Below are 22,294 nucleotides of genomic sequence, written 5' to 3' on the forward strand. Positions count from 1 at the left end.
GGTTCTCCTGCTCACTCGAGGGGTCGGCCGTTGGCCCGCAGCACGCCGCGGAACAGGGCGGAATGATCCAGCTCGCCATCGCCGGCCGCTCGGGCCGACGCCATCAGCGCGGCCAGTTGCGAGCCGAGGGGCAAGATCACATCGGCGCCTCGGGCAGCGGTCGTGACGATGCCGAGGTCCTTGTGGTGAAGGTCGATCCGAAAGCCCGGGGCGAAGCTACGCTCACGCATCGCCTCACCCTTCAGCGCGAGCACCTTCGAGCCCGCCAGGCCGCCGCCGAGCACGCGCAGGGCGGCCGTGGTGTCCGCACCGTAGGCCTCCAGGAAGGCCAGGGCCTCGGCGAGTACCTGCAGGTGGCCGGCGACCATGAGCTGGTTCGCCGCCTTCACGGTCTGACCGGCACCATTCGGGCCGACATGCACGATCGTCGAGCCGACGGCGTTCAGCACCGGTTCGGCCCGGGCGAACGCCTCGGGGCTGCCGCCGACCATGATCGACAGCGTGCCGTCGATCGCGCCGGCCTCGCCGCCCGAGACCGGGGCGTCGATCATCGTCAGGTCGTGCTCGGCCGCGCGTGCCGCGAGGGCGGCACTGACATCGGGCCGGATGCTGGAGAAGTCGATGATCAGGGAACCCGGGCGCGCCGCGCCGAACACCCCACCCTCGCCCGTCAGCACCTGCTCGACATCGGGCGAGTCGGGCACCATCAGGCAGATCACCTCGGCCTGTTCTGCCGCGGCTGCCGAGCTGTCGGCGATCCGGGCGCCGCGCTCGGCGAGTTGCTCCGTCCGCTCGACTGCGTGGTTGTAGCCGGTCACCTCGTGCCCGGCGTCGATCAGGTTGCCGGCCATCGGCAGCCCCATGATGCCCAGCCCGATGAACGCGATCTTGCTCATGCCAACTTCTCCTTCGTCGTGAACTCTTCGGTCAACCAGCCAAAACTGCGCTCGGACGGGCCGTCCGGGATGTACTCCAGGCCGACGTTGCCCGCATAGCCCGCGGCCTGCAGCGCCGCGAGCTGTGCTGCCAGCGGCAGCGTCCCGGTCCCGGGTTGGTGGCGCCCCGGCGCATCGGCCACCTGCACGTGCCCGATGCGGTCGGTGTGGGTGTCGATCACCGCCTCGACGTCGTCGCCGTTGACCGCCAGGTGGTAGAGGTCGGCCAGGATGGCGACGTTGTCCCGCCCGGCCGCGTCGACGACGGCGAGGGCGTCGGCCGCCGTGCGCAGCGGGTAGCGGGGGGCGCCGCTCACCGGTTCGACGAGGATGACCCCGCCGAACCGGTCGGCGCGCTCGGCGGCAAGGGCGAGATTCTCCACCGCGAGCTCGTCCTGGGCCTCGGGTCGGACATCGTCGATCCTGTTGCCGTAGAGGGCGTTGAAGGCGCGACAGCCCAATCGCTCGCCGATACCCAGCGCGACATCGATGTTGTCGCGCAGTTCCGTGGCCCGGCGCGGCCACGAGAAGAGGCCACGATCACCGCCCGGCATGTCACCGGCGGCGAAGTTCAGGCCGACGAGGGTGACCCCCGCCTCCTCGATGGCCCGGACCAGGGCGTCGATCTCGGCCTGCGCGGGCACCGCATCGGCGAACGGCCACCACAGCTCGATGGCGTCGAAGCCCGCTGCCCGGGCGGCGGCCGGGCGTTCGAGCAGGGGGAGCTCGGTGAACAGGATGGAACAGTTGACATCGAATCTGATCATGGTTTCCTCTCGTCGGGAAGCGTGGGGTGATCGGCCGGCTCGCGCCCGCTCACGGGACCATCCAGCCGAGGATGGGGGTTGACTGCAGGAAGATCAGCAGGCACATGCCCAGCAGGAAGACCACCGTCCAGGGCAGCAGTCGACGCAGCAGAACGCCTTCTTGGCCACTGATGCCGACCGCGGCCGCGGCGATGGCGAGATTCTGCGGAGAGATCATCTTGCCCAGGACACCTCCGGAGCTGTTGGCGGCCGCCAGCAGCGTGGGCGACAGCCCGGTGCCCTGGGCGGCGGCGACCTGCAGGGTGCCGAACAGGGCGTTCGACGAGGTGTCCGAACCGGTCACGGCCACCCCGAGCCAACCCAGGATCGGGGAGAGGAAGGCGAACGCCATCCCGGCGCCGGCCATCCACAGTCCGATGCTCGTGGTCTGCCCGGACAGGTTCATCACATATGCCAGGGCGAGCACGCAGGCCACCGTGAGTATCGCCCAGCGGAGCTGGTGCACGGTCGCCCCGTAGGCGCGGGCGGCGGCTGCCGGGCCGAGCCCCAGGATGATCATGCTGAGCAGCCCGGAGACGAGCAGGAGCGTACCCCCGGACTGCAGCAGCTCCAGCTTGAACGTGATTGCCGATGGCCGACTCCCGTCGGCCAACACGATGTCCAGGCCGGGCCATGCGAAACGGATCGTCCCCAGCTTCAGCAGCGCGGCGATCGGCGCGGCCTGCGCGATGCTGAACACCGCGATGATCACCAGGTAGGGCGCATATGCCTTGATCATGTCGCTACGGGAGTCCTGCGTCACGGCGGCGGTGGGCGCAGTCGCGTCGGTGTCGATCCCGTCACCGCCGCCGACCGCGACCGGCTCCGGGACGGCAGCCGCCCCCGCCGGTCGCCAGACCCGCAGCAGCAGCACGACCGCCAGGGCGCCGCCCAGGGACGCGGCGATGTCGGTCAGGGCAACGCTGGCGAAGTTGGAGCACAGGAACTGCAGGATGCCGAACGTCAGCCCGCCCACCACGGCGGCGGGCCAGGTCTGGCGGAGCCCGCGCCGGCCGTCGACCATCGAGACGAGGACCAGGGGAACGAAGACCGCCAGGATGGGCGTCTGCCGACCGACCATTGCGGCGAGGTCGGCCTCGGGAAGTCCGGTGATCGATGCCAATGTGGTGATCGGAACCGCCATCGCGCCGAACGCGACCGGGGCCGTGTTGGCGACCAGCGCGACGGCCGCGGCCTTGAACTTCTCGAAGCCCATGGCGATCAACATCACGGCGGTGATGGCCACCGGCGTACCGAAACCGGCGAGAGCCTCGAGGAGGCCGCCGAAGCAGAACGCAATGATGATCGCCTGGATCCGTTGATCATCCGACACCTTCGCAAAGCTGCGACGAAGGACGTCGAAATGGCCCGTGGCGACGGTCAGGTTGTAGACCCAGATCGCGTTGACGACGATCCACATGATCGGGAACAGGCCGAAAGCCGCCCCCTCGGCCGCCGCGGAGAATGCCTGACCGGCCGGCATCCGGTAGGCAAGCACGGCGACCAGCAGGGTCACCGCCAGGCCGGCCAGCGCCGCCCATTGCGCCTTCCATCGCGCGATACCGAGCAAGGCGAAAACGGTCAGCAAGGGCAGGGTGGCGATCAGCGCCGACAGCGTCAGCGAGCCCCCGACCGGGTCAGGAATTGGCGTGTACATGGTCGTTCCCTCCCGCGGCCGTGACCGGCAGCTCCGGTTCGACACCGCGGATCGAGGCGTCGAGGATCGAGATCGGATGGTGGATGGCGATGCGGTCGGGAAGATGGCGCCGGATCTGTAGCAGACAGCCGGCGTTGCCGGTGGCGACCAGGTCCGGGTCGGTCCGCAGGATGTTGTCGACCTTGCGACGGCCCAGCTCGTCGGCGGGTTCGGGCTGGACCAGGTTGTAGATGCCGGCCGATCCGCAACACATGTCCCATTCGGCGATGTCGACGACGTCGAGCTCCGGGATGGTACGCAGCATTTCCCGCGGCTGCCGGCGCACCTGCTGCGCGTGGGCGAGATGGCAGGCGTCGTGGTAGGCGACGCGCGCCCGGACCGGGTGCCGGGGCGCGGCCGGGCCCAGCTCGGCGAGTAATTCGCTGACATCTCGGGCCCGGGCGGAGAATGCCTCGGCACGCTCCGCGTAGTCGGGATCGTCGCGCAGCGCCGTCGCGTACTCCTTGAGGTTGGATCCACAGCCCGCGACATTGGTGACGATGTGGTCGACGTCGAGCGTGCCCAGGGTGTCGATCAGCTCCCGGGCCCGGGCGAGCCCTTCGTTCTCGCGCCCGGCATGCATCGACAACGCGCCGCAGCACCGCTGGTTGGTCGGCACGTGCACGTCACATCCCTCGGCACTGAGCACCCGGATGGTGGCGGCATTGACGTCGGAGAAGAAGACCCGCTGGGCACAGCCGGTGAGCAGGGCGACGCTGGCGCGACGCTCTCCCTGCGCCGGTGTGAACTCGGGCGCGCGCCGGAACAATGCGCCCGCGCGGACCGGGGGCAGCAGCGCCTCCAGGGCACGCAGCCGGGCCGGCAGGCGGTCCAGTAGCCCGAGTCGTCGCAACAGCGGTCGGCTCAGGCGCTGATGAGCGAGCCCGGCCAGGGCGGCGACCCGCAACCGTGCGGGGTGGGGGAAGAGGGCGAAGATCATCGCCCGGAACAGGCGGTCGGTGCCGGTGCGTGGCTGGAGGCGCTCGATCTGGGGGCGCACCGACTCGAGCAGTTGGTCGTACTGCACGCCCGACGGACAGGCGGTCACACACGACATACACCCCAGGCAGGAGTCGAAGTGCCCGGCGAAGGTCTCGTCCATCTCCACCTCGCCCGCCAGGCCGGCCTTGATCAGGTGGATCCGGCCCCGTGGGGAATCCATCTCCTGGCCCCACAGGGAGTAGGTCGGACACTTCGGCAGGCAGAAGCCGCAGTGCACGCAGTCGCTGGCCAGATCGGCCGAGGGTGGATGATGATCATCGAAGATGCTGGTCACGTCGACCATGGGTGCTCCCGTCGTTGGGGTTGGGTCGGAGGGCGCTGTTGGTGGGGCGCTGTTGGTGGGGGCGCTGTGGGTGGGGCGATGTGGGTGGGGGTCAGAACCAGCCGGCGAACCTGCCGCGCGCCAGGCGCTGATTGGGATCCAGTGCCCGCTTGACCGCGCCCATCAGGTACGCCTCGGCCGGCGGCGGGCCGAGGGCATCCGCGAGCGCCGCCACCGCCGGCGGGCGGTCGCGCAGCAGCAGGCGCCCGCCGAGTCCGGTCGCGACGCGCCTCGAGGCGTCGATCACCCGCGCCTGGGCCTCGGGCGAACCGGCGAGCAGGACGGTCAGCGCGCCGGTGCCCAGCTCGGCGTACCACGTGGCCGTGGCCGTCTCGGCTGCGACGCTGTCCCGCACCGCGGCGGCCGCCTCGGGCAGCCGGGAGGGGCGCACGCCGATCCGCAGCACGGTGCGTCCGTCGGCGGGCGCCGGTGGCGGCTGCCGACCGGACCAGGCGCCGGTCTGCAGGTCGGCGTTGTCTCGTTGCTCGATCTCTGCCGGAGCGTGACCGAGCCCGCGCAGGGTCGCCGCGGTGCGCTCGGCGGCGGCCGCGACCGCGGCCGCGGTGCCGTCGAAGAGGAACTCCGCGCTGCCGTCGTCGGGATCGTCGCCCGCCCAGGTCAGCGCCGCGGGCTCGACGCCACTTGCGGACACGCTGGCCGAGAGCTCGCAGGCGAGACGCAGGGAGCACCGTGTCAGCACGCTGGCGGTGGCCGCGGGGCGCGGATGCAGGCGCAGGATGATCTCGGAGACCAGGGCCAGTGAGCCGAGAGACCCGTGCAGCAGCGGGGTGAGGGCGTACCCTGCGACGTTCTTGATCACGTGGCTGCCCGACCGGATGACCGATCCATCGGAGAGCACCAGACGGGCGCCGATCGCGAGGTCGCGGAGGGTGCCGTAGCGGTATCGCCGGGGTCCCGCGGAGCCGGCGGCGAGAAGGCCGCCGACCGTCGCGCCGCGGGTGATCTCGGCGGGATCGAGGGCGAGCCACTGATCATGTTCGGCCAGGACGCCCTGCAGCTCGATGAGCGGGATGCCTGCCCCCACGCGCAGGCTCAGGTCGCCGGGGTGATAGGCGATCACGTCGGTCAGCGCGGTGGTGTCGATCACGGTCTCCGGCGGCTCGGGGTGCGCGCCCCATCCCTGCTTGCTGCCGGCTCCGGTGATCATGATCCCGCCGCGGGAGGAGGCGAGTGCCTCGGCGGCCTCGGCGGTGGATGTCGGACGTTCGGTCGTGGCCATGATCATCCTCGCCCGGCCAGGCCGGCCGTCTCGATCGGATGCGGCCGATAGGGTCCGGGTCGTTCCCCGCACAGCCGCGGCGTCGGCAGAACCTTGCCCGGATTGCACAGCCCGTCGGGATCGAATGCCGCGCGTACCCGGTCCATGGCCGCGAGATCGATCTCGGAGAACATCCGCGGCATCGAACAGGCCTTGTCGGTGCCGATCCCGTGCTCTCCGCTGAGCGAGCCTCCCGCGTCGACGCAGAGCTCGGCGATCGCGGTCGACAACTGTTCGGCGCGCTCGGCCTGTTCCGGGATGCGCGCATCGTAGAGAACCAGCGGGTGCAGGTTGCCGTCGCCGGCGTGGAAGACATTGGCAACCGCCAGATCGGCCTCACGGGCCATCTCGGCGATGCGGTCCAGGACCGGGGTCAGCTTCGTGCGTGGAATCACCCCGTCCTGGACGAAATAGTCGGGGCTGATCTGGCCCATCGAGGCGAAGGCGGCCTTGCGCCCCTGCCAGATCAGGGCGCGTTCGGCCGCGTCCGCGGGAATGTGTACCGCGGTCGCGCCGTGGGCGGCACAGATCTCGCGAATCGCGGCGAAGTCCTCGTCGCACTGGCCGGCGAAGCCATCGACCTCGATGATCAGAATCGCCTCGGCCCGGGTCGACAGTCCCGCCCGAACCCCCTTCTCGACGGCAGCAATCGCCAGCTTGTCCATCATCTCGACCGCGGCGGGCACGATTCCTGCGGCGATGATCTCGCTCACGGTGTCCGCCGCCTGAGCGACGGCTGCGAAGTCGGCCACGAGCGTACGCACCGCGGCGGGTTTGGGCAGCAGCCGCACGGTCACCTCGGTGACGATGCCGAGGGTGCCCTCGGAGCCGACGATCAGGGCGAGAAGGTCGGGGCCGATCCGATCGGCGCAATCGTCGCCGAACTCGAGGATCGTGCCGTCGGCGGTGACCATGGTGACCGCGAGGACATGGTTCACGGTGAACCCGTACTTCAGGCAATGCGCGCCGCCACTGTTCTCCGCGACGTTGCCGCCGATGGTGCACACGACCTGGCTCGACGGGTCCGGGGCGTAGTAGAGGCCCAGTGGCGCCGCGTGGGTCGAGATCTCGGCATTGGTGACGCCGGGTTGGACGCGCATGCGGGCATTGGCGGAGTCGATCTCGAGCACGTCCCGCATCCGGGCGAGTCCGATCACCACACCGTCGGCGACGGGCAATGCCCCGCCGGACAGACCGGTGCCCGCCCCGCGGGCGACGAACGGTATCCGGTGGCGGTGGCAGGCGGCCACGCACGCGGCCACCTCGGAGGTGCTGCGCGGGAGCACGACCAGGGCGGGTTGCACCCGAAAGCCGGTCAGGCCGTCGCACTCGTAGGTGCGCAGGTCTGCCGGATCGGCGAGCAGCGCGTCAGCCGGCAGGGCAGCGGCGAGTTCTCGCCGGCAGCTTGCCAGATCGCCAGGGGTAGCAACTCCGGTACCCATCGCACCTCTTCCGCTATGTGGAAACAACAATCTGCAATTCGGAAAACGATAAACACAGGCCGAGGACGCCGTCAAGGGATGCGGAAGAATCAGATGATCTTGGGCGTGCGCGAGCGGATGATCTTGGGCATGCGGAAGTCGATGATCTTGGGCATGCGGGAGTGGTCGTCGGGCCTGGTGGTGGGGCGCCCGCGAACCCCGCGAGTGGGATCAGCTATCGATGTCGCGCTCAAGATCGGCGGCGAGCGCGCTTGCCACCCTCTGCAGCAGCGGGCCGATCATGTCGAGCTGGGCCATCGTCAAACGCTCGGACGGGCCGGAGATGGAAATGGCCAGCGCCCGGGGGCGCCACGGGACGGCGGTTGCGACGCAGCGCACGCCTACCTCCTGCTCGCCGTCATCGACGGCCCACCCGTGCTCACGAATGGTCGCGAGGTGGTCCAGCAACTCGTCCGCGGTCACGATGGTGCGGTCGGTCGCGGCCGCCAACCCGGTACGCGCCACCAGGCGCGCCGCTTCGTCGCGGTCGAGCTGTGCCAACAGCGCCTTGCCCACCCCGGTCGAATGCAGGCTCACCCGGCGCCCGACCTCGGTGAACATGCGCATCGCGTGCCGCGACGGAGCCTGGGCGACATAGACCGCGTGATTGGCCTCCAGCGCCGCGAGGTTCGCGGTCTCGCCGAGCTCGTCGACCAGGGTGCGCAGGTGCGGCGCGGCGACCTGGTCGAGCGCCCGCGTCGCTGCGTTGTTCAGCCGGAGCAACCGCGACCCGAGCGCGTACTCTCGTGAGGGCTCCTGGCGGACGTATCCGCCCGCGCTCAGGGTCTGCAGGATCCGGTGGATCGTGGCCAGCGGCATCCCGGTCGTGGTGGAGAGCTCGGAGAGACTGATCGAGCCCTGCGCATCGGCCATGGCCTCCAGCACCTCGAAGGCGCGGGTGAGCGACTGCACGGAGCCGCGTTCGGCGCTCACCGATCACCTCCAGCAGCAGGCAGCCCGACCGATCGCTCCAACTATGGCAGACGATCGGCGGGCCGGCCGCCGCGGATCACCGTCAGACCTTGCGCCATTCGACGTCGGTCACACCGGCGTCGAGGTCGGCGATCTTGGCGAACGCGGCCCGCGACAGGTCCAGGCAGCGGCCCTCGATGTAGGGCCCGCGATCGTTGATCCGAACCTCGACGCTCTTGCCGTTGGCCTTGTTGGTGACCCGCACCCGCGTACCCATCGGCAGCGTCTTGTGCGCGGCCGTCATGGCGTTCGGGTCGAAGCGCTCGCCGGAGGCCGTCGGCTGCGGATCGGAGTAGAAGCTCGCCTTGCAGGTCTCCGTCGCGCCGCCGCCGGAGCTCGAACCGGAGTCCGAGCCGCCGCTGGTGGCCGAGGTCTTGCTGCCGGTCGATGTCCGGGTCGCCGTGGCCGTGTCCTTGAACGAGATGTGCACGTGGTCACGGTGGTTCTGGGTGTCCGAGCCGCGATCGGCCATCGAGCGCCAGCCCTCGCCGGACCGGGCCACGCTCCAGATCTTCTGGTTGAAGATCACGTAGTCGATGTTGTAGCGGCTGGCATTCGACCGTGCCCAGGCGGCGATCTCGTCACCCAGTGCCCGGTTCGACCGGTAGTTGGGCAACATCACGTCCAGCGCGCGGCCGGTGTTGTGGTCCGAGCCGGGATCGTTGCGCTTGCCGTAGATCGTCGTGATCTGCGGGAACTCGCGCTGCACGTCGGCCAGGGCCCGCTGGGCGTTGGGGTGCAGGCCGGGCAGGCTGATCCCGCCGCCGGAGTTGTCCGGCTTGGGGTCGGACGGCTTCTTCTCGGCCAGGTACTTCGCCGTCACCCAGCGCACCGCGCCGCGGTAGACGATCTGGGCTCGCCCGTTCTCGGTCCGGCCGGTGATCTCCAGCTTCGTGCCGCGGGGGACCTCCTCGACGGTTCGCGAGTCATTGCCCGAGCTGGTCCGGATGTCGAGCGCCGTCGTGGCGTACCGCGAACCGACCGTCTTCGGCAGTTCGTTCTTCGGCGGTGCCGGTACGCCCGGACCCTCCAGGTACGCCGCATTCACCCAGCGCACCGCGCCCTCGAAGACGATCTGCGCCATGCCGTTGCGGTAGACGCCCGTCAGGTCGAGCACGGTGCCCTTGCGGACCTCCTTGATCACGTCGAACGGCTTGCGATCGCTGGACCTGATCATCAGGTCGGCCGTCGCCTTCGCCCGCGACTTGATCGCCGGGAGCTTCGGGCCCTCGGGCTTCTTCGTCGGCGTGGGCTCGGGGCTCTTGGTCGGCTCGGGGCTCTTGGTCGGCTCGGGCTTGTTGGTGGGCTCGGGCTTGTTGGTGGGCTCGGGCTTGTTGGTCGGCTCGGGGCTCTTGGTCGGCTCCGGGCTCTTGCTGGGCTCGGGCTTGCTGGTGGGTTGCGGCGACGGATTCGCGTTCTCGTCGTCGGTGTCCTCATCGTCCGGGTCGGGGGCGACCGGCCGCGGGTCGCTGCCCGGGGCGGTGGTGGCCGGACCCTCGTCGACCGGGTTCGCGGTCGGGTCGCCCGAGTTGTCCTGGTTGCCCGAGTCCTGGTCACCCGAATCGTCCTGACCGCCGCCGGTGGAGGTGTCGGCGGTGGAATCGGAGTCGTCCTCGCGAGTGCCCCAGGTGGCGGCGAGGTACTGGGTCGCGACCCAGCGCGTCTGGCCGCGGTACTTCACCTGCGAGTAGTTGCCGGAGCGTACCCCCGTGAGCTCGACCCGCTCGCCGGTGAACAGCATGCCGACCTCGCGGTAGTTGATCGTCGCGCCGGTGCGGACATATACCTCGGTCGTCGCGTACGCCTCGCCCGTGCTCGGGGCGGCCGCCGCGCCCGACCCGGAGCCCACCCCGCGGTCGTCGATGTAGCGCGCCGAGACCCAGCCCTGCCGGCCGTCGAAGTCGACCGGCAGGAAGCCGTTCTTGCTGGGGCCGGTGGAGTCGATCGGGGCGCCGTTCGGCAGGCCGCCGATCACGCGGAACTGGGTTCCGGGGCCGGAGCGCACGAAGAGGCCGCCGTTGGCACGGACGTTGCCGGGGTCGGCGTCGGCCTGGGTGCTCGCGACGATGCCGGCGACGATGCCACCGGTGGCGAGTACGGCGGTCGCGCTCGCGCACGCGACGAGCGACTTCGTGGTACGCAGGACTTTTCGCACGATGATCCTCCCCGACGGCCTTCCCGGACCGTCGACCTGTGCTCCCCGACTGGCGATGATGTTGTCTGCCCGGGCCCGCCTCCGGACGGCCGCTTTCCCGACGGCCGACCTGGCGGGGCGGGGGTGGGGGCGCTTCCCCGGTGAGGACCGAATCCCGATCAACACCACACCCGTCACACCCATCCCTGACGTCGCGGGACTTTAGTTACGTCTCAGAAATCTCGGCAAGCTCACGGACTGGGCCCGGATCGTTCCGCAAGCCGACACGCCGGTCGGCTCGCCTGAATTACATCTTTGTGATCCGAGTCCTCACTAGGCTGGCCGCGTGCCCGTCTCGCTGACCCTCGCCGAGTTCGATCGGCTGGTCGATCGCGCGCTCGAAACGATCCCTCCCGAGCTCGCAGCGATGGTCGACAACTGTCTGGTGATCGTGGAGCCCGACCCGCCCGAGGGGGAGCCCGACCTGCTCGGCCTGTACGACGGAATCCCTTTGACAGAAAGGGATTCCGCCTACAGTGGGGTGCTACCGGATCGGATCTTCATCTACATGAATCCGACGCTGGCGATCTGTCACACGACCGACGACGTGGTCGAGGAGGTGCACATCACCGTGGTGCACGAGATCGCCCACCATTTCGGCATCGACGACGACCGGCTGCACGAGCTCGGGTACGCCTGAGTACGCCGCCGGCCCACCGGTCGACGCTCGCCGAGGCAAAGTCTCAACCCGAGGCTGAGGTCGAGCCCGGACATCGGGTTCTCAGGAGTTGATCACCCAGAAGGCGGTGGCGACGCCGAGCAGCACCAGCAGGGCAGTCATCGCGGCGGGCAGCCCCGCACCCGACAGCGGCGCATTGGCGTGCAGGCGCCGCTGGGCCAGCCGGTAGCGCCGCTCGGCCAGCCGGGCCAGCGCCGCCATGATCAGCACCGACGCGGTGGACAGACCGATTGCCAGCGGGATGCTGGTGTGGGCGAGCAGCCGCGCCATCACCAGCGTCGCCACCAGCAGCGACAGGGCGGTCCGCTGCCACGCCAGGCGGGTGCGTTCGTTCTGCAGGCCCGGGTCCCATGGGGCCGGGATGGCACCGGGCGGCATCAGACGACCAGAGTCACGCCGAGCGCCGCGATCACCACGACCGACAGCGCCAGTACCGGCATCATGCCCGAGCTCGGCAGTGGGTCGCCCCGCCGCAGGGCGCGCTCCTGTTGCATCCAGCGCAGGTACGCCGAGACGCCGCTGAGCACGCCGAGCCCGATCAGCAGCAGCGCGGCGACCTGGTTCTGCCAGGGCCGGTCGGGCCCGGTGCCGCCGAAGGCCGCGACGGCGACACCCGCGGCGAGCAGCGCGAGGCCCGTCCGGATCCAGGCGAGGAAGGTGCGCTCGTTGGCGAAGGTGAATCGGGCGTCCGGCTCGGAGCCCTCGCCGTAGACCCGGCGCGGCCAGCGGCGGTCGGCGGGCGGTGTTTCCGGCGGGGTCACAGCGCGATGCTAGTCCGGCTCGGCCACGCGCCGCACGATCCAACTGGCGTGGCGGTCGGCGATCCAGGCGCGGCAATCGCCGAGCTGCTCCGGCCGCAGTGCGCCGGCCTGCAGGGTCTCCCGGGGAACCGCCTCGGCGGCGGTGGCGGTGCAGATGTCGGCGGCGGCGCGTTGCTCCGCGCGTACCGCGATCAGGCCGACGGTGCCCTGCAGCGCGTTCACCTCCAGCGTGACGCGGACCTCGTCGGCGTACCCCGGGGCGACCACGATCAACGATCGCGGCGCGGCGCTGGCGCCTTCCAGCACCCCGAGCAGCTCGCGGATGTCGGTCACCTCGGTGGCGCAGACGAGCACCTGAGGGTCCAGCGCGACCGCCCAGCCGGTATCGGGCTCGGTGACGAAATCCGCTGAGACCAGGCCCGCATCGACACAGCGGCTGACAGCCGTGTCGTCCATCCACGCACGCAGCCGCGTGATCGTCTCGTCCGGCAACGGTGCGCGTTGTGTCGGCGTATGTCGGGCCTCGAGTTCGGTGAGGTACGCCGGCGCCACCGCGTCGGGACGGAAGCCCGGCACCGCCTGGGTCGGCGGGGCGTGCAGGGACCGCTGCAGATCGCGGTTGGCGATCCGGTCGGTGAGCACCCCGTAGGCGATCAGCGCGATGCCGAGGCCCAGTACGATGACGAGGCCCCACTGCCACGGCTCCATGCCCCAAGGGTGGCCGGAGCCGCGGCAGGTGTCGAGCCTCAGTCCCGGCGCCGCACCGCCAGGGCCAGGCCGGCCAGCGCGGCGGCCGCGCCGAGCGCGCCCAGCCAGGGACCCGGACCGCCCGTGTCGGCCAGCGGCCCGGTGCCGGTTCCGGCCGGGCCGTTGACGTTCCCGCCGTCGCTATTGCCGGGGTCGCCGGGCGCGGTGGTCGGCACCGTCGTGGGGCCGGTGGGCTCGGTGGTCGCGCCGGTCGGTTCCGTGGTCGGGCCGGTCGTGGTCGGGCCGGTGGGCTCGGTGGTCGGGCTGCTCGGCTCCGTGGTGGGGCTGGTCGGTTCCGTGGTGGGGCCGGTGGGCTCCGTGGTCGGGCTGCTCGGCTCCGTCGTGGGGCTGGTCGGTTCGGCGGTGATGGTGATGGTGTCCCAACCGATCAGGTCGCCGTTCGCGGCGTAGATCGCGATCCGGTGGGCACCGGTCCGATCGCTCGGCAGCGTCACCTGGATGGTGCCCTGCTCGCTGATCTGGCGGCTGCCGAGGTAACGCGGCTCACTGAACAGCCAGGCCCCGACCCATTCGCCGGGCTGCCGCCCGAAGATGCGGATCGTGATGGTCGAACCGGGCGTCGCGAAGGCTGGGCAATTGATCGCGCCCTCGGTCTCCGCGGTCAGCCCACCCTCGGCCGGCGGTACGGCGGGAATGGTTTCCCCGGGGGTGCCGGTCGGGGTCGCCGTCGGTGACGGAGCGCCAGTCGGAGTTTCCGACGGGGTCGGGTTCACGGTTGGGGTCTCGGTGGGAGAAGGGCTGGCCGTGGGGGGTTCCGACGGGGTCGGGTTCACGGTCGGGGTCTGCGTGGGGGACGGGCTGGTGGTGGGGGACTCGCTGGGAGACGGCGTGGTGGTCGGGGTCTCGGTGGGAGACGGGCCGGCCGTGGGGGTTTCGGAGGGGGTCGGGGTCACAGTCGGCGTCTCGGTGGGAGACGGTGTGGCGGTCGGGGTCTCCGACGGGGTCTCGGTGGGAGACGGGCTGGCGGTGGGGGTTTCCGACGGGGTCGAGGTTGGCGTCTCGGTGGGGGTCGGCGTGACCGTCGGGGTCTCCGATGGGGTCGCCGAGGGAGACGGCGTCGGGGTCGGCTCGACGGCGAACCTGAAGCCGACCAGGACGGGGTCGTGATCACTCGCCCGATAGGCGTCCGGGCGGTAGAGGGCCTGCTGGGCCGGCTGCTTGAACCGGGTGGTGTAGTCGATCAACGGCACCTCGTCGGCATTGGTGTGCCAATCGGCCGCACCGGTGATCATGGACGCCACCGATTCGCTCGCCAGCACGTGATCGAGCGATCCGACCTGACCGTCGAACACGTAGCTGTACTGCTCGTCGCCGTGCAGCGAGGGAACCAGATCGGTGTATCCGGCACCCGCCAGCGTGGCGATCGGGTCCTCCTTGTTGTAGGCGTTGAAGTCGCCCACCAGGAAGCGGTGCGGGCTGCCGGATCCGGTCGGGTCGCTGGCCAGCCAATCGGCCTCGGCCTGCGCCGCCGCGGTGCGCGTGCGGTTGCAGTTGCCCTGCCCGTTCGGGTCGAGCGGATCGCCGATGTCGTCGCAGTCCGAGCCCTTCGACTTCAGATGGTTGACCGCGACGGTGAACTTCTCCCGGCTGGCCAGGTCGGTGAAGGTCTGCGCGATCACCGGCCGGTTCTTCGAGTCGATGAACCGCGGATCGACGGAGCTGTCGAGGATCGCGTGAGCACCGGCCGGAGCCACTGTCGCGGGGTTGTAGATCAGCGCGGTGGTGATCACGTCGGTGCCGACGGTCCCGGTCTCGACGGCGGCCCAGCGCTGCGTACCGGCCGCATCGTTCAGCGCCGCGACCAGCGTCTTGAGCGCCACGTCGTCGTTGTTCTCGATCTCCAACAGGCCGACGACATCGGCGTCCATCGCGTTGATCGACGCGACGATCTTCGCCTCCTGACGATCGAACTCCTCAGGAGTCGTCGCGCCGCGCGAGTTGAGCGTGGTGAAGTAGTTCAACACGTTCATCGACGCAACCTTCAGCGGAGCACCGGAAGCGACGGCCTGCGGCGCCGCCGCAGGCTCGCCCGCGGCCAGTGGCGCCGGTGGTGCACCGGCCGCGGTCGGAGCGCCGGGAGCCGGCGGCGGCGCGTCCGCACCGGTGACATCCGGTACGCCGGGTCGCGGGTTGAGCGCGGTGTACTCGGCGCCGACGGTCGGCTGGAGCCGCCACTTGTCGAAGCGATAGTCCATGATCGCGGTGACATTGGTCAGTTGATCACCGCCGCGGAAGGAGTTCTCGACGGTGAACTCGCTGCCGTTCGGGTGGCGCGCCGGGTCCGGGTTCTGTCGGCTGCTGCCGTCGTCGAGCGTGATCCGGTTCTGAGCGTTCTCGGCCGCCAGCGCCCGGGCCTCCGGACTGCCGGGGGCGAAGAGCTGGGTCGGCTGGTAGGTGCGCTTCGAGCTCAGCACGATCTCGCCGTATCGGCCGTAGTTGTAGTACTCGTTGATCACCAGCGGCTGGGCGTAGTTCACCAGCATGCCCTCGATGCGCTCGTAGGTCGCGCTGTCCGCGGGCAGGGTGAGCTGCACGGCCGGCGGCAGCGGTTGGCCGCTGGCACAGGTGATCACATTGCTGGCGGAGATCTGGGTGCCGCCCTGGTACTCGGTGGCGCTGCCGGTGACGCGCACCAGGTCGCCGGGAGCGACCGCCGCGCCGTTGCGCGCGTAGACGAAGATGCCGTCCGACGTCGCATCGTCGCCGTCGCCGCCGTCCTGGACGAAGTAGCCGTTCAGGCCGCCGGCGGTGAAGTCGCCCGTCACCACGCCCTGGACGGTGACCGTCTGGCCCTGCATCGGCGTGCTCGCCCCGGTGCCCTGCACCGCCCCGATTAAGGTGGCGTCCGCTGCGCACTCCTCGCCCGGGGTCGGCGTCTCGGTGGGGCTGGTGGTCGGCGAGGACGTGGGGCTCGCGGTGGGTGAGGATGTCGGGGTCGCGGTGGGCGACTCGCTGGGCGTACCGCTCGGGGTCTCGGTCGGGGAATCGGACGGCGACGGGGTCTCGTCACCGCAGCTCGTCTCGTGCGTACCCAGTCCGTCGAAGGTGTCGGTCGGGTACGCCACCCATTGCGCGGCGGGGTCGAAGGCATCGTTCGGGTCCGTGTCGCCGGCGCAGACCGACGGATCGCGACGGAGCGTGGCATTGGCGGTGCGGACATCGCCCGACCCCCAGCCGGCGGAGCCCGGGTCCTCCCCGACGCGACCGAAGGAGTCGATCACTGTGCCGCCGCGGGAGATCACGATCGCGTCATTGCCGTTCCACAGCCCGGAACCAGTGGTCTGGTCGGCGTAGTTCGCGAGCAGGTTCGATGCGTAGACGAACGTGTCGTTCGGCGCGACGGTGCCCGTCAGGCCGAGCCGGCTGCCGCTCGTCGATCCGTTGTTGTAGAGCAGTACGTCGTAGTCGGCCAAGTTGATCTCGGCATCGGTCCCGTTGTAGAGCTCGAGCGCCTTGTTGGTGCTCGTGCCCTCGACATACTCACTGATGATCAGATCCGTGGGCGCGGCCGCGGCGGCGGGCGAACCGGAGAGGGCGATCACCCCTCCGGAGACGGCGATCACCAGCGCGGCACCGATCCCGGCGTACCGGTGCGACGAACGTACGGACATGGGGGACCCTCCCTGGGTGGCGGCGGACCCGACCGACGCTATTGGGCTCGCGGGGGTGGGTGTGTGTCGCCCGGGTGAACGGTCAGTGACGCTTCCCGAATGCGGGCGGCGCGCGGCGTCAGGGCTAGGATGTCTCGCGCGACGCGCGGGGCCTCTAGCTCAATTGGCAGAGCTGCGGACTTTTAATCCGTAGGTTGTGGGTTCGAGTCCCACGGGGCCCACCAGGCCGGTGTGTTGGTCCGCCTGATCGGCGTCGGCAACCGGCCGTGGCGGCGATTCAGCGCGCCGCGTTCAGCACCGCGGCGAGTCCGGCGCGCAGGTCGTCGACGAAGAATCCCGGGACCTCCAGGGACGGGAAATGGCCGCCGGCGGCGGGCGTCGCCCAGCGCACGATGCGGCGGAACCGGCGCTCCGCCCACGGTCGCGGGTACTTCTCGATGTCGCGCGGATAGGTGGTGATCGCCGCCGGCACGTCGACCTGCAGGCCGGGATCGAGCGAACCGTGGCTCTCGTAATAGATCCGGGCCGCCGAGGCGCCCGTCGACGTCAGCCAGTAAAGGGTGACGTTGTCGAGCAGGCGGTCCATCGGGATCGTCTCGAACGGGCTGTCCGCGGTGTCGGTCCACTCGGCGAACTTGTCCAGGATCCACGCCAGCAGCCCGACCGGCGAATCCACGAGCGAGTAGCCGATCGTCTGCGGCTGGACCTGCTGCAGCCTCGCGTACGCCGTGCCGCTCGCCCAGAAGTCGCCGGTCTCCTCGGCCCAGCGCCGCTCGTCCGGCGTCAGGTCGCCGGTGATCTCGCCGGCCGGCACCTGCGCCAGCGTGCTGTGGATGCCGATCACCCGCTCGGGGAAGCGCCCGCCGAGGATCGTGGTGATCACGCCGCCCCAGTCGCCGCCGTGCGCGAGGAAGCGCTCGTAGCCGAGCCGACCCATCAGCTCGGCCCAGGCCGCCGCGATCCGCTCCGTGCCCCAGCCCGTGCTGGCCGGCCGATCGCTGTGACCGAAGCCCGGCAGCGACGGCGCCACGACGTGGAAGGCCGGCGCGCCCGGTTCAACCGGGTCGGCCAGCTCGTCGATCACGCCGGTGAACTCGGCGACGCTGCCCGGCCAGCCATGGGTCATGATCAACGGGATCGCGTCCGCGCGCGGCGAGCGCCGGTGCAGGAAGTGGATGCCAAGATCATCGATCGTGGTGCGGAACTGGCCGATCGCGTTCAGCCGCTCCTCGAACGCGCGCCAGTCATAGCCGGTACGCCAGTGCCGCACGACGTCCACAAGATCATCGAGGGGTACGCCCTGGGCCCAGCGTCGCCGCCCCGTGGCGCCGCGTACCGTCTCGGCCTCCGGCAGCCGGGCCGCACCGAGTCGCGCCCGCAGGTCGGCCAGCTCCTCCTCGGGGGCGCGGGCCTCGAACGGCTGGATGCTGGTCGGCGTCATCGAACTGTCCTCTCGGCGGGGGAACCGGCTATGACGGTTCTAGCACCTCGGGTCGCACCGATGGCAACCGGCTATGCTGGTTCCATGTCCGACCCGTATCCCGAGTTCCGGCTGGGGACCGTGCTGGCGACCAGCTTCACAGGCACGCTCTCGGAGCGGCACGGCGTACCGATCGAGCGCATTCCCACCCCGCGGCGGCTGCTCGACTGGCTGGCCGTCTACGGGCTCGACACGCGGCGCTGCACTCCCGCGCAGCTCGACCTCGCCCGGGAGCTCCGCGAGGCCATCCACGCGACCGCGACCGCGGCCGCCGCCGGCGAGGACCTCCCGGCCGCCGAGGTCGCCGTGATCAACCGATGCAGCGCCGAGGGCCGGGCGACGGCGTACCTGACGCCCGAGGGTGCTCGACGGTGGCGCCTGGGCTCCTCGACCGGGCTGCGCGACGCGCTCGGGGTGATCGCCGACGACGCGATCGCGATCATCGCGGGGGAGCGCGATGGTCGGCTCGCCCTGTGCGCGTCACCGACCTGCCGCGCCGCGTTCTTCGACACCAGCCGCAGCCGCACGCGCCGCTGGTGCGACATGAACACTTGCGGGAATCGCGAGAAGAAGGCCCGCTTCGTCGCCAAGGTCAACCGATCTCGGCGTACACCGCCAGATGATCGGCATCGGTGACCTGTCGCGTCTCCACCCGGAGGGTGCGCAGGCCGGGCCCGGTCAGTACATGATCAAGACGCAGGAGCGGCGGGACGGGGCCCATCGCGGGAAAGGTGGCGAGCCAGCCGGCGCCGGCATCGGCGACCCCGTCGGTCAGCCCGTCCGAATACAGCCGCTGCATCGGATACTGCGACGGGGTCGCGTTGAAGTCTCCGAGCATGATCAGCCGTGCGCCGAGCCAGGGCCGGACCATCGCGCGTACCGCGGCCGCATCGGAGGTCCAGGCGTCGACGGTGCCCATCGGATTGGCGGAGTGGATGCCGGCGACGATGATCTTGTCGCCGCCGGGCAGCGTGACCTCCCCGACCCGCTGTTCGAAGGTGAGCCGCTCCGCGGCCAACTCGCGGAGCGGCCAGCGCGAGATGATCACGGTCCCCGTGGCACCCTCCGCGCCCTCGCCGAGCCGGTAGCTGTGCTGGGGCAACAGCTCACCCAGCGCCCCGACGAACTCCGGCGTCGCCTCGGTGATCACCGCCACATCCGCCTGCCCGAGCGCGCGTGCCGCGCCGGCGGGGTCGGCCCAGCCGCGGGTGGCGTTCAGGGTCGCGGCCCTCAGCGCGACCGGCCGCCGCTCAGCGGTCGGCAGCACGGCGGGCGCCAGCGGTAGCAGTTGCAGGGCCAGGGCGGCGGCAACCCCCGCCGCCATGGCGGCGACCGGCGCTCGTCGCCGGGCCCGCAGCAGGCCGATCAACAGGACCAGCAGTGCCGCGGCCCAGGCGAGCACGCCATAGGGGACGAATGCCGAGACCAGCGCCAGCGGGCGGGCGGCCTGCTGCAGCCCCGGCGCGAGCTGAAGGACCAGGGCGAGGGCTCCGGGCAGCGCGATCACGATCGCCGCGGCAACCCAGCCGGCGCCGCGGGGGGAGCGGGCCATCTCAGATCGCCGGGCGCCGGCGTACGCGGTCACGACGGCCGAGCGAAAATGCCATCACCACGCCCGCCACCGCGCCGAACAGATGGCCCTGCCAGGAGATCTGCGGATCGCCCGGCAGCACGCCCCAGACGATGCCGCCATAGGTCAGGAAGACGCCGACGGCGACCAGGATCGCCGCGATCCTGCGCGCCACGAACCCGTAGACCAGCAGGAACGCGAGATAGCCATAGATCACGCCCGACGCGCCGATGTGCACGGTGCCCGGCGGCCCGAGCAGCCAGACGCCCAACCCGCCGAGCACGGCCACGCCGATCGTCACCGACCAGAAGTGTCGCGTCAGCAGGGCGACCGCGATCCCCAGCACGATGAACGTGCCCGTGTTGGCGACCAGATGACCGAGATCCCCGTGCAGGAACGGGGCCGCCAGGATCCCCGGCAGCGCGTCCACCTCGCGGGGAGCGATGCCGAACCGATCCAGGAATCCGCCCAGCGTCACATCGATCAGCTCGCTGACCCACATGATCGCGGCGAGCACGGCCGGCGGCACGATCCGGGCCAGCACACCGGGGGCGGCCGCCGGCTGGGTGCTGATCGCCTGACTCATGCCGCCAAGGGTACGCGGCAACCGAAGGCGGCCCCGGGTTCACGCCCCGCGCCCGTAGCGCAGCACCGCGACCTGCCCGAGCACCTCCACGCCGAGCAGCCGCCACGGATCCTCGACCGAGGCCGGGTAGCGCCCCGGCGGCACGAAACGCGGGGCGGCGGCGTCGCCGACCAGGAACGGCGCGACCGCGAAGCGCAGCTCGTCCACCGCATCGGCCGCCAGGAACCAGCCGTGCAGGCGCGTACCGCCCTCCACCAGAAGCTGTTCGACCCCGCGCTCGGCGAGCGCGGCCAGCACCGCGCGCGGGTCGTCCGGCACGGGTACGCCTTCTGCGAGCCCGGCCAGTTGCGGCACCTCGGCGCCGCCGAGCAGGAAGACCAGCGACGGCGGGGCGCCGGGCGCGGGCACCGCGAAGAACGGGTTGTCGGGGTCCAGATCGCCCGATGCGGTGATCGTCACCTTGCGCGGCGACGCCGAGCGACCGGCCGCCCGGCGCCCGGAGCGCAGCGCCTCGTCGCGGACCAGTAGCCGCGGCCGATCCCGGCGTACCGTCCGGGCGCCGACCATGATCGCATCGACCTGCGCGCGCAAGGCATCGACCGCCGCCAGGTCGTCCGGCCCGGACAGGACGAGCCGGTCGGGCGATGCGTCGTCGATGTGGCCGTCGAGGGAGGTGATCACCGAGGCGGTGACGCGGGGCCCGGGGTGGCGTGCCATGCCCCCGATCCTGTCACCTAGGCTCGGCGATCATGGAGGAGCCGTCGCCGCCGAGCCCCTGGCCCGCCACGGCGCGGGCCTGGCGGCTGGTCGCCCGCCGGCGGGCCGAGCTGGTCGAGGCGCCGCTGCCAGCCCCGGGCGCCGGGGAGGTCGGCGTGCGGACGCTGGTCAGTGCGGTCAGCCGGGGCACCGAGACGCTGGTCCATTCCGGCCGGGTCCCGGTGAGCCAGTACGCCGCGATGCGCGCGCCGTTCCAGTCCGGCGACTTCCCCTGGCCGGTGAGCTATGGCTACCTGAGCGTCGGCGAGGTGATCGCCGGCGAGCCGGCGCTGATCGGGCAACGGGTGTTCTGTCTGCACCCGCACCAGACCCACTACGTGGTGCCGGCCGCGGCCGTCACCGTGCTGCCGGCCGACCTGCCGAGCGAGCGCGCGGCGCTCGCGGGCACCGTCGAGACCGCACTGAACGCCGTCTGGGACGCCGACGCGCAGGTCGGCGACACCATCGCGGTGATCGGCGCCGGCCTGGTCGGGTCGGCGATCGCGGCGATCCTGGCCGGCCTGCCGGCAGCGCGGGTACGCCTGTACGACATCGACCCGGGCCGGGCCGATCTCGCGCGGCGGCTCGGCGTACCGTTCGCGACGCCCGACCGCGCGGGACAGGCCGAGCCGGCCGACATCGTGCTGCACGCCTCGGCCACCGAGGAGGGCCTGCGGCTTGCGCTGCGGCTGGCGGCCGACGAGGGTCGGCTGGTCGAGGTGAGCTGGTACGGCGATCGCCCGGTGAGCCTGCCGCTCGGCGAGGACTTCCATGCCCGCCGGCTGACCATCCGGTCCAGCCAGGTCGGCCGGGTGGCGCCCCGCGTGCCGGCCCGCGACCATGCGGCCAGGATGGCGGTGGTGCTGCGGCTGCTCGCCGACGACCGCTTCGACGCCCTGCTCGGCGACGAGATCGCCTTCGACGACCTGCCGACCGACATCACCGACCTCGCCGGCGCCGGACCGGCCCCGCTGATCCGCTACCCCGGAGGTTGATCATGTTCACCCTGACCGTCCGTGATCACTTCATGATCGCCCACAGCTTCACCGGCGAGGTCTTCGGTCCGGCGCAGCGGCTGCACGGCGCGACCTATGTCGTGGACGCCACCTTTCGCCGGGCCGAGCTGGATGCGGACAACCTGGTCGTCGACATCGGGCTGGCCGCACAGGCCCTGCACCGGGTCCTCGAACCGCTGAACTATCGCAACCTCGACGACGATCCGGAGCTGGCCGGACGCAACACCACGACCGAGTTCCTGGCCATGATCATCGCCGACCGGCTGGCCGAGCGGATCGCCGCCGGCGAGCTCGGTGGCTCGGCCGGCGGTCTGCACGGCATCGGGATCGTGCTGCGGGAATCGCACCTGGCCTGGGCCGGCTACGACCGCGAGCTCTGA

20 protein-coding genes and 1 tRNA gene are annotated in these 22,294 nt (G+C 71.1%); 5 read left to right on the forward strand and 16 right to left on the reverse strand.

Annotated features, from left to right (window positions below; translation table 11 throughout):
* Positions 1–11 precede the first annotated feature (11 nt).
* The 8 genes from ACXDC7_RS04745 to ACXDC7_RS04780 form a co-directional block, all read right to left on the reverse strand.
* Positions 12–896 (reverse strand): NAD(P)-dependent oxidoreductase, encoded by an 885-nt coding sequence (locus ACXDC7_RS04745; protein WP_179444591.1) that lies wholly within the window; start codon positions 894–896, stop codon positions 12–14.
* Positions 893–1,702: a hydroxypyruvate isomerase family protein gene (locus tag ACXDC7_RS04750; RefSeq protein WP_459221381.1), complete on the reverse strand. Its 810-nt coding sequence runs from the start codon at positions 1,700–1,702 to the stop codon at positions 893–895. Before ACXDC7_RS04750 ends, ACXDC7_RS04745 begins: the two co-directional genes overlap by 4 nt.
* Positions 1,703–1,751: 49 nt before the next feature.
* Positions 1,752–3,398 carry an L-lactate permease gene (locus tag ACXDC7_RS04755; protein WP_459221382.1) on the reverse strand — a complete coding sequence of 549 codons (1,647 nt, stop codon included), beginning with the start codon at positions 3,396–3,398 and terminating at the stop codon, positions 1,752–1,754.
* On the reverse strand, positions 3,379–4,722 hold the full coding sequence (locus ACXDC7_RS04760; protein ID WP_179444588.1) for a (Fe-S)-binding protein: 1,344 nt from the start codon (positions 4,720–4,722) through the stop codon (positions 3,379–3,381). The genes ACXDC7_RS04755 and ACXDC7_RS04760 overlap by 20 nt, the downstream gene beginning before the upstream one ends.
* 91 nt (positions 4,723–4,813) lie before the next feature.
* Positions 4,814–6,001, reverse strand: coding sequence for an FAD-binding oxidoreductase (locus tag ACXDC7_RS04765; RefSeq protein ID WP_459221383.1), 1,188 nt, complete (start codon positions 5,999–6,001; stop codon positions 4,814–4,816).
* A gap of 2 nt (positions 6,002–6,003) precedes the next feature.
* Positions 6,004–7,482 (reverse strand): FAD-linked oxidase C-terminal domain-containing protein, encoded by a 1,479-nt coding sequence (locus ACXDC7_RS04770; RefSeq protein ID WP_459221384.1) that lies wholly within the window; start codon positions 7,480–7,482, stop codon positions 6,004–6,006.
* Between the two features lie 210 nt (positions 7,483–7,692).
* On the reverse strand, positions 7,693–8,454 hold the full coding sequence (locus ACXDC7_RS04775) for an IclR family transcriptional regulator (protein ID WP_343045868.1): 762 nt from the start codon (positions 8,452–8,454) through the stop codon (positions 7,693–7,695).
* 82 nt (positions 8,455–8,536) lie between these two features.
* Positions 8,537–10,648 (reverse strand): septal ring lytic transglycosylase RlpA family protein, encoded by a 2,112-nt coding sequence (locus ACXDC7_RS04780; protein ID WP_459221385.1) that lies wholly within the window; start codon positions 10,646–10,648, stop codon positions 8,537–8,539.
* A 325-nt stretch (positions 10,649–10,973) separates the two neighbouring features.
* Here ACXDC7_RS04780 and ACXDC7_RS04785 point away from each other — a divergent pair, with 325 nt between their 5' ends.
* Positions 10,974–11,327 (forward strand): metallopeptidase family protein, encoded by a 354-nt coding sequence (locus tag ACXDC7_RS04785; protein WP_343045867.1) that lies wholly within the window; start codon positions 10,974–10,976, stop codon positions 11,325–11,327.
* 81 nt (positions 11,328–11,408) lie between these two features.
* On the opposite strand, the gene ACXDC7_RS04790 is transcribed toward ACXDC7_RS04785, so the two are convergent.
* Genes ACXDC7_RS04790 through ACXDC7_RS04805 form a run of 4 tightly spaced genes read right to left on the reverse strand, consistent with a single transcriptional unit; the run spans position 11,409 to position 16,506 of the window.
* Positions 11,409–11,744, reverse strand: coding sequence for a YidH family protein (locus ACXDC7_RS04790; RefSeq protein ID WP_179444584.1), 336 nt, complete (start codon positions 11,742–11,744; stop codon positions 11,409–11,411).
* Positions 11,744–12,127, reverse strand: a complete 384-nt coding sequence (locus tag ACXDC7_RS04795) for a DUF202 domain-containing protein (protein WP_179444583.1) — start codon at positions 12,125–12,127, stop codon at positions 11,744–11,746. The genes ACXDC7_RS04790 and ACXDC7_RS04795 overlap by 1 nt, the downstream gene beginning before the upstream one ends.
* A 9-nt stretch (positions 12,128–12,136) precedes the next feature.
* Positions 12,137–12,835 carry a TCP-1/cpn60 chaperonin family protein gene (locus tag ACXDC7_RS04800; protein WP_179444582.1) on the reverse strand — a complete coding sequence of 233 codons (699 nt, stop codon included), beginning with the start codon at positions 12,833–12,835 and terminating at the stop codon, positions 12,137–12,139.
* A gap of 38 nt (positions 12,836–12,873) precedes the next feature.
* The gene (locus ACXDC7_RS04805) at positions 12,874–16,506 is read right to left on the reverse strand and encodes an ExeM/NucH family extracellular endonuclease (protein WP_459221386.1); all 3,633 of its coding nucleotides are present in this window, start codon (positions 16,504–16,506) and stop codon (positions 12,874–12,876) included.
* Between the two features lie 148 nt (positions 16,507–16,654).
* Here ACXDC7_RS04805 and ACXDC7_RS04810 point away from each other — a divergent pair.
* A tRNA-Lys gene (locus ACXDC7_RS04810) sits at positions 16,655–16,730 on the forward strand.
* Positions 16,731–16,783: 53 nt separating this feature from the next.
* Here the strand turns inward: ACXDC7_RS04810 and ACXDC7_RS04815 are convergent.
* Entirely contained in the window at positions 16,784–17,947 is a 1,164-nt protein-coding gene (locus ACXDC7_RS04815) for an epoxide hydrolase family protein (protein ID WP_459221387.1), read from the reverse strand.
* Between the two features lie 84 nt (positions 17,948–18,031).
* Here ACXDC7_RS04815 and ACXDC7_RS04820 point away from each other — a divergent pair, with 84 nt between their 5' ends.
* A complete protein-coding gene (locus tag ACXDC7_RS04820) occupies positions 18,032–18,622 on the forward strand; it encodes a CGNR zinc finger domain-containing protein (RefSeq protein WP_459221388.1) in 591 nt (196 codons plus the stop codon).
* Here ACXDC7_RS04820 and ACXDC7_RS04825 read toward each other — a convergent pair.
* Genes ACXDC7_RS04825 through ACXDC7_RS04835 form a run of 3 tightly spaced genes read right to left on the reverse strand, consistent with a single transcriptional unit; the run spans position 18,579 to position 20,859 of the window.
* The gene (locus tag ACXDC7_RS04825) at positions 18,579–19,538 is read right to left on the reverse strand and encodes an endonuclease/exonuclease/phosphatase family protein (RefSeq protein ID WP_459221389.1); all 960 of its coding nucleotides are present in this window, start codon (positions 19,536–19,538) and stop codon (positions 18,579–18,581) included. The two genes, ACXDC7_RS04820 and ACXDC7_RS04825, sit on opposite strands and share 44 nt — an antisense overlap.
* A 1-nt stretch (position 19,539) precedes the next feature.
* A complete protein-coding gene (locus ACXDC7_RS04830; RefSeq protein ID WP_459221390.1) occupies positions 19,540–20,142 on the reverse strand; it encodes a rhomboid family intramembrane serine protease in 603 nt (200 codons plus the stop codon).
* 39 nt (positions 20,143–20,181) lie between these two features.
* A complete protein-coding gene (locus tag ACXDC7_RS04835) occupies positions 20,182–20,859 on the reverse strand; it encodes a RibD family protein (protein ID WP_459221391.1) in 678 nt (225 codons plus the stop codon).
* A gap of 32 nt (positions 20,860–20,891) precedes the next feature.
* Between ACXDC7_RS04835 and ACXDC7_RS04840 the strand changes: the two genes are divergently transcribed.
* Together ACXDC7_RS04840 and ACXDC7_RS04845 are read left to right on the forward strand one after the other, a co-directional pair.
* On the forward strand, positions 20,892–21,893 hold the full coding sequence (locus tag ACXDC7_RS04840; protein WP_459221392.1) for a dehydrogenase: 1,002 nt from the start codon (positions 20,892–20,894) through the stop codon (positions 21,891–21,893).
* 2 nt (positions 21,894–21,895) lie between these two features.
* Positions 21,896–22,294, forward strand: coding sequence for a 6-pyruvoyl trahydropterin synthase family protein (locus tag ACXDC7_RS04845; RefSeq protein WP_459221393.1), 399 nt, complete (start codon positions 21,896–21,898; stop codon positions 22,292–22,294).

This window comes from Naumannella huperziae, from assembly GCF_054073625.1.

Excerpts from the sequence above, each read along its gene's own strand:
- ACXDC7_RS04745 (WP_179444591.1), bottom strand. The coding sequence starts at position 896 with ATGAGCAAGATCGCGTTCATCGGGCTGGGCATCATGGGGCTGCCGATG.
- ACXDC7_RS04750 (WP_459221381.1), bottom strand. The coding sequence starts at position 1,702 with ATGATCAGATTCGATGTCAACTGTTCCATCCTGTTCACCGAGCTCCCC.
- ACXDC7_RS04755 (WP_459221382.1), bottom strand. The coding sequence starts at position 3,398 with ATGTACACGCCAATTCCTGACCCGGTCGGGGGCTCGCTGACGCTGTCG.
- ACXDC7_RS04760 (WP_179444588.1), bottom strand. The coding sequence starts at position 4,722 with ATGGTCGACGTGACCAGCATCTTCGATGATCATCATCCACCCTCGGCC.
- ACXDC7_RS04765 (WP_459221383.1), bottom strand. The coding sequence starts at position 6,001 with ATGGCCACGACCGAACGTCCGACATCCACCGCCGAGGCCGCCGAGGCA.
- ACXDC7_RS04770 (WP_459221384.1), bottom strand. The coding sequence starts at position 7,482 with ATGGGTACCGGAGTTGCTACCCCTGGCGATCTGGCAAGCTGCCGGCGA.
- ACXDC7_RS04790 (WP_179444584.1), bottom strand. The coding sequence starts at position 11,744 with ATGCCGCCCGGTGCCATCCCGGCCCCATGGGACCCGGGCCTGCAGAAC.
- ACXDC7_RS04800 (WP_179444582.1), bottom strand. The coding sequence starts at position 12,835 with ATGGAGCCGTGGCAGTGGGGCCTCGTCATCGTACTGGGCCTCGGCATC.
- ACXDC7_RS04805 (WP_459221386.1), bottom strand. The coding sequence starts at position 16,506 with ATGTCCGTACGTTCGTCGCACCGGTACGCCGGGATCGGTGCCGCGCTG.
- ACXDC7_RS04815 (WP_459221387.1), bottom strand. The coding sequence starts at position 17,947 with ATGACGCCGACCAGCATCCAGCCGTTCGAGGCCCGCGCCCCCGAGGAG.
- ACXDC7_RS04820 (WP_459221388.1), top strand. The coding sequence starts at position 18,032 with ATGTCCGACCCGTATCCCGAGTTCCGGCTGGGGACCGTGCTGGCGACC.
- ACXDC7_RS04825 (WP_459221389.1), bottom strand. The coding sequence starts at position 19,538 with ATGGCCCGCTCCCCCCGCGGCGCCGGCTGGGTTGCCGCGGCGATCGTG.
- ACXDC7_RS04830 (WP_459221390.1), bottom strand. The coding sequence starts at position 20,142 with ATGAGTCAGGCGATCAGCACCCAGCCGGCGGCCGCCCCCGGTGTGCTG.
- ACXDC7_RS04835 (WP_459221391.1), bottom strand. The coding sequence starts at position 20,859 with ATGGCACGCCACCCCGGGCCCCGCGTCACCGCCTCGGTGATCACCTCC.
- ACXDC7_RS04840 (WP_459221392.1), top strand. The coding sequence starts at position 20,892 with ATGGAGGAGCCGTCGCCGCCGAGCCCCTGGCCCGCCACGGCGCGGGCC.
- ACXDC7_RS04845 (WP_459221393.1), top strand. The coding sequence starts at position 21,896 with ATGTTCACCCTGACCGTCCGTGATCACTTCATGATCGCCCACAGCTTC.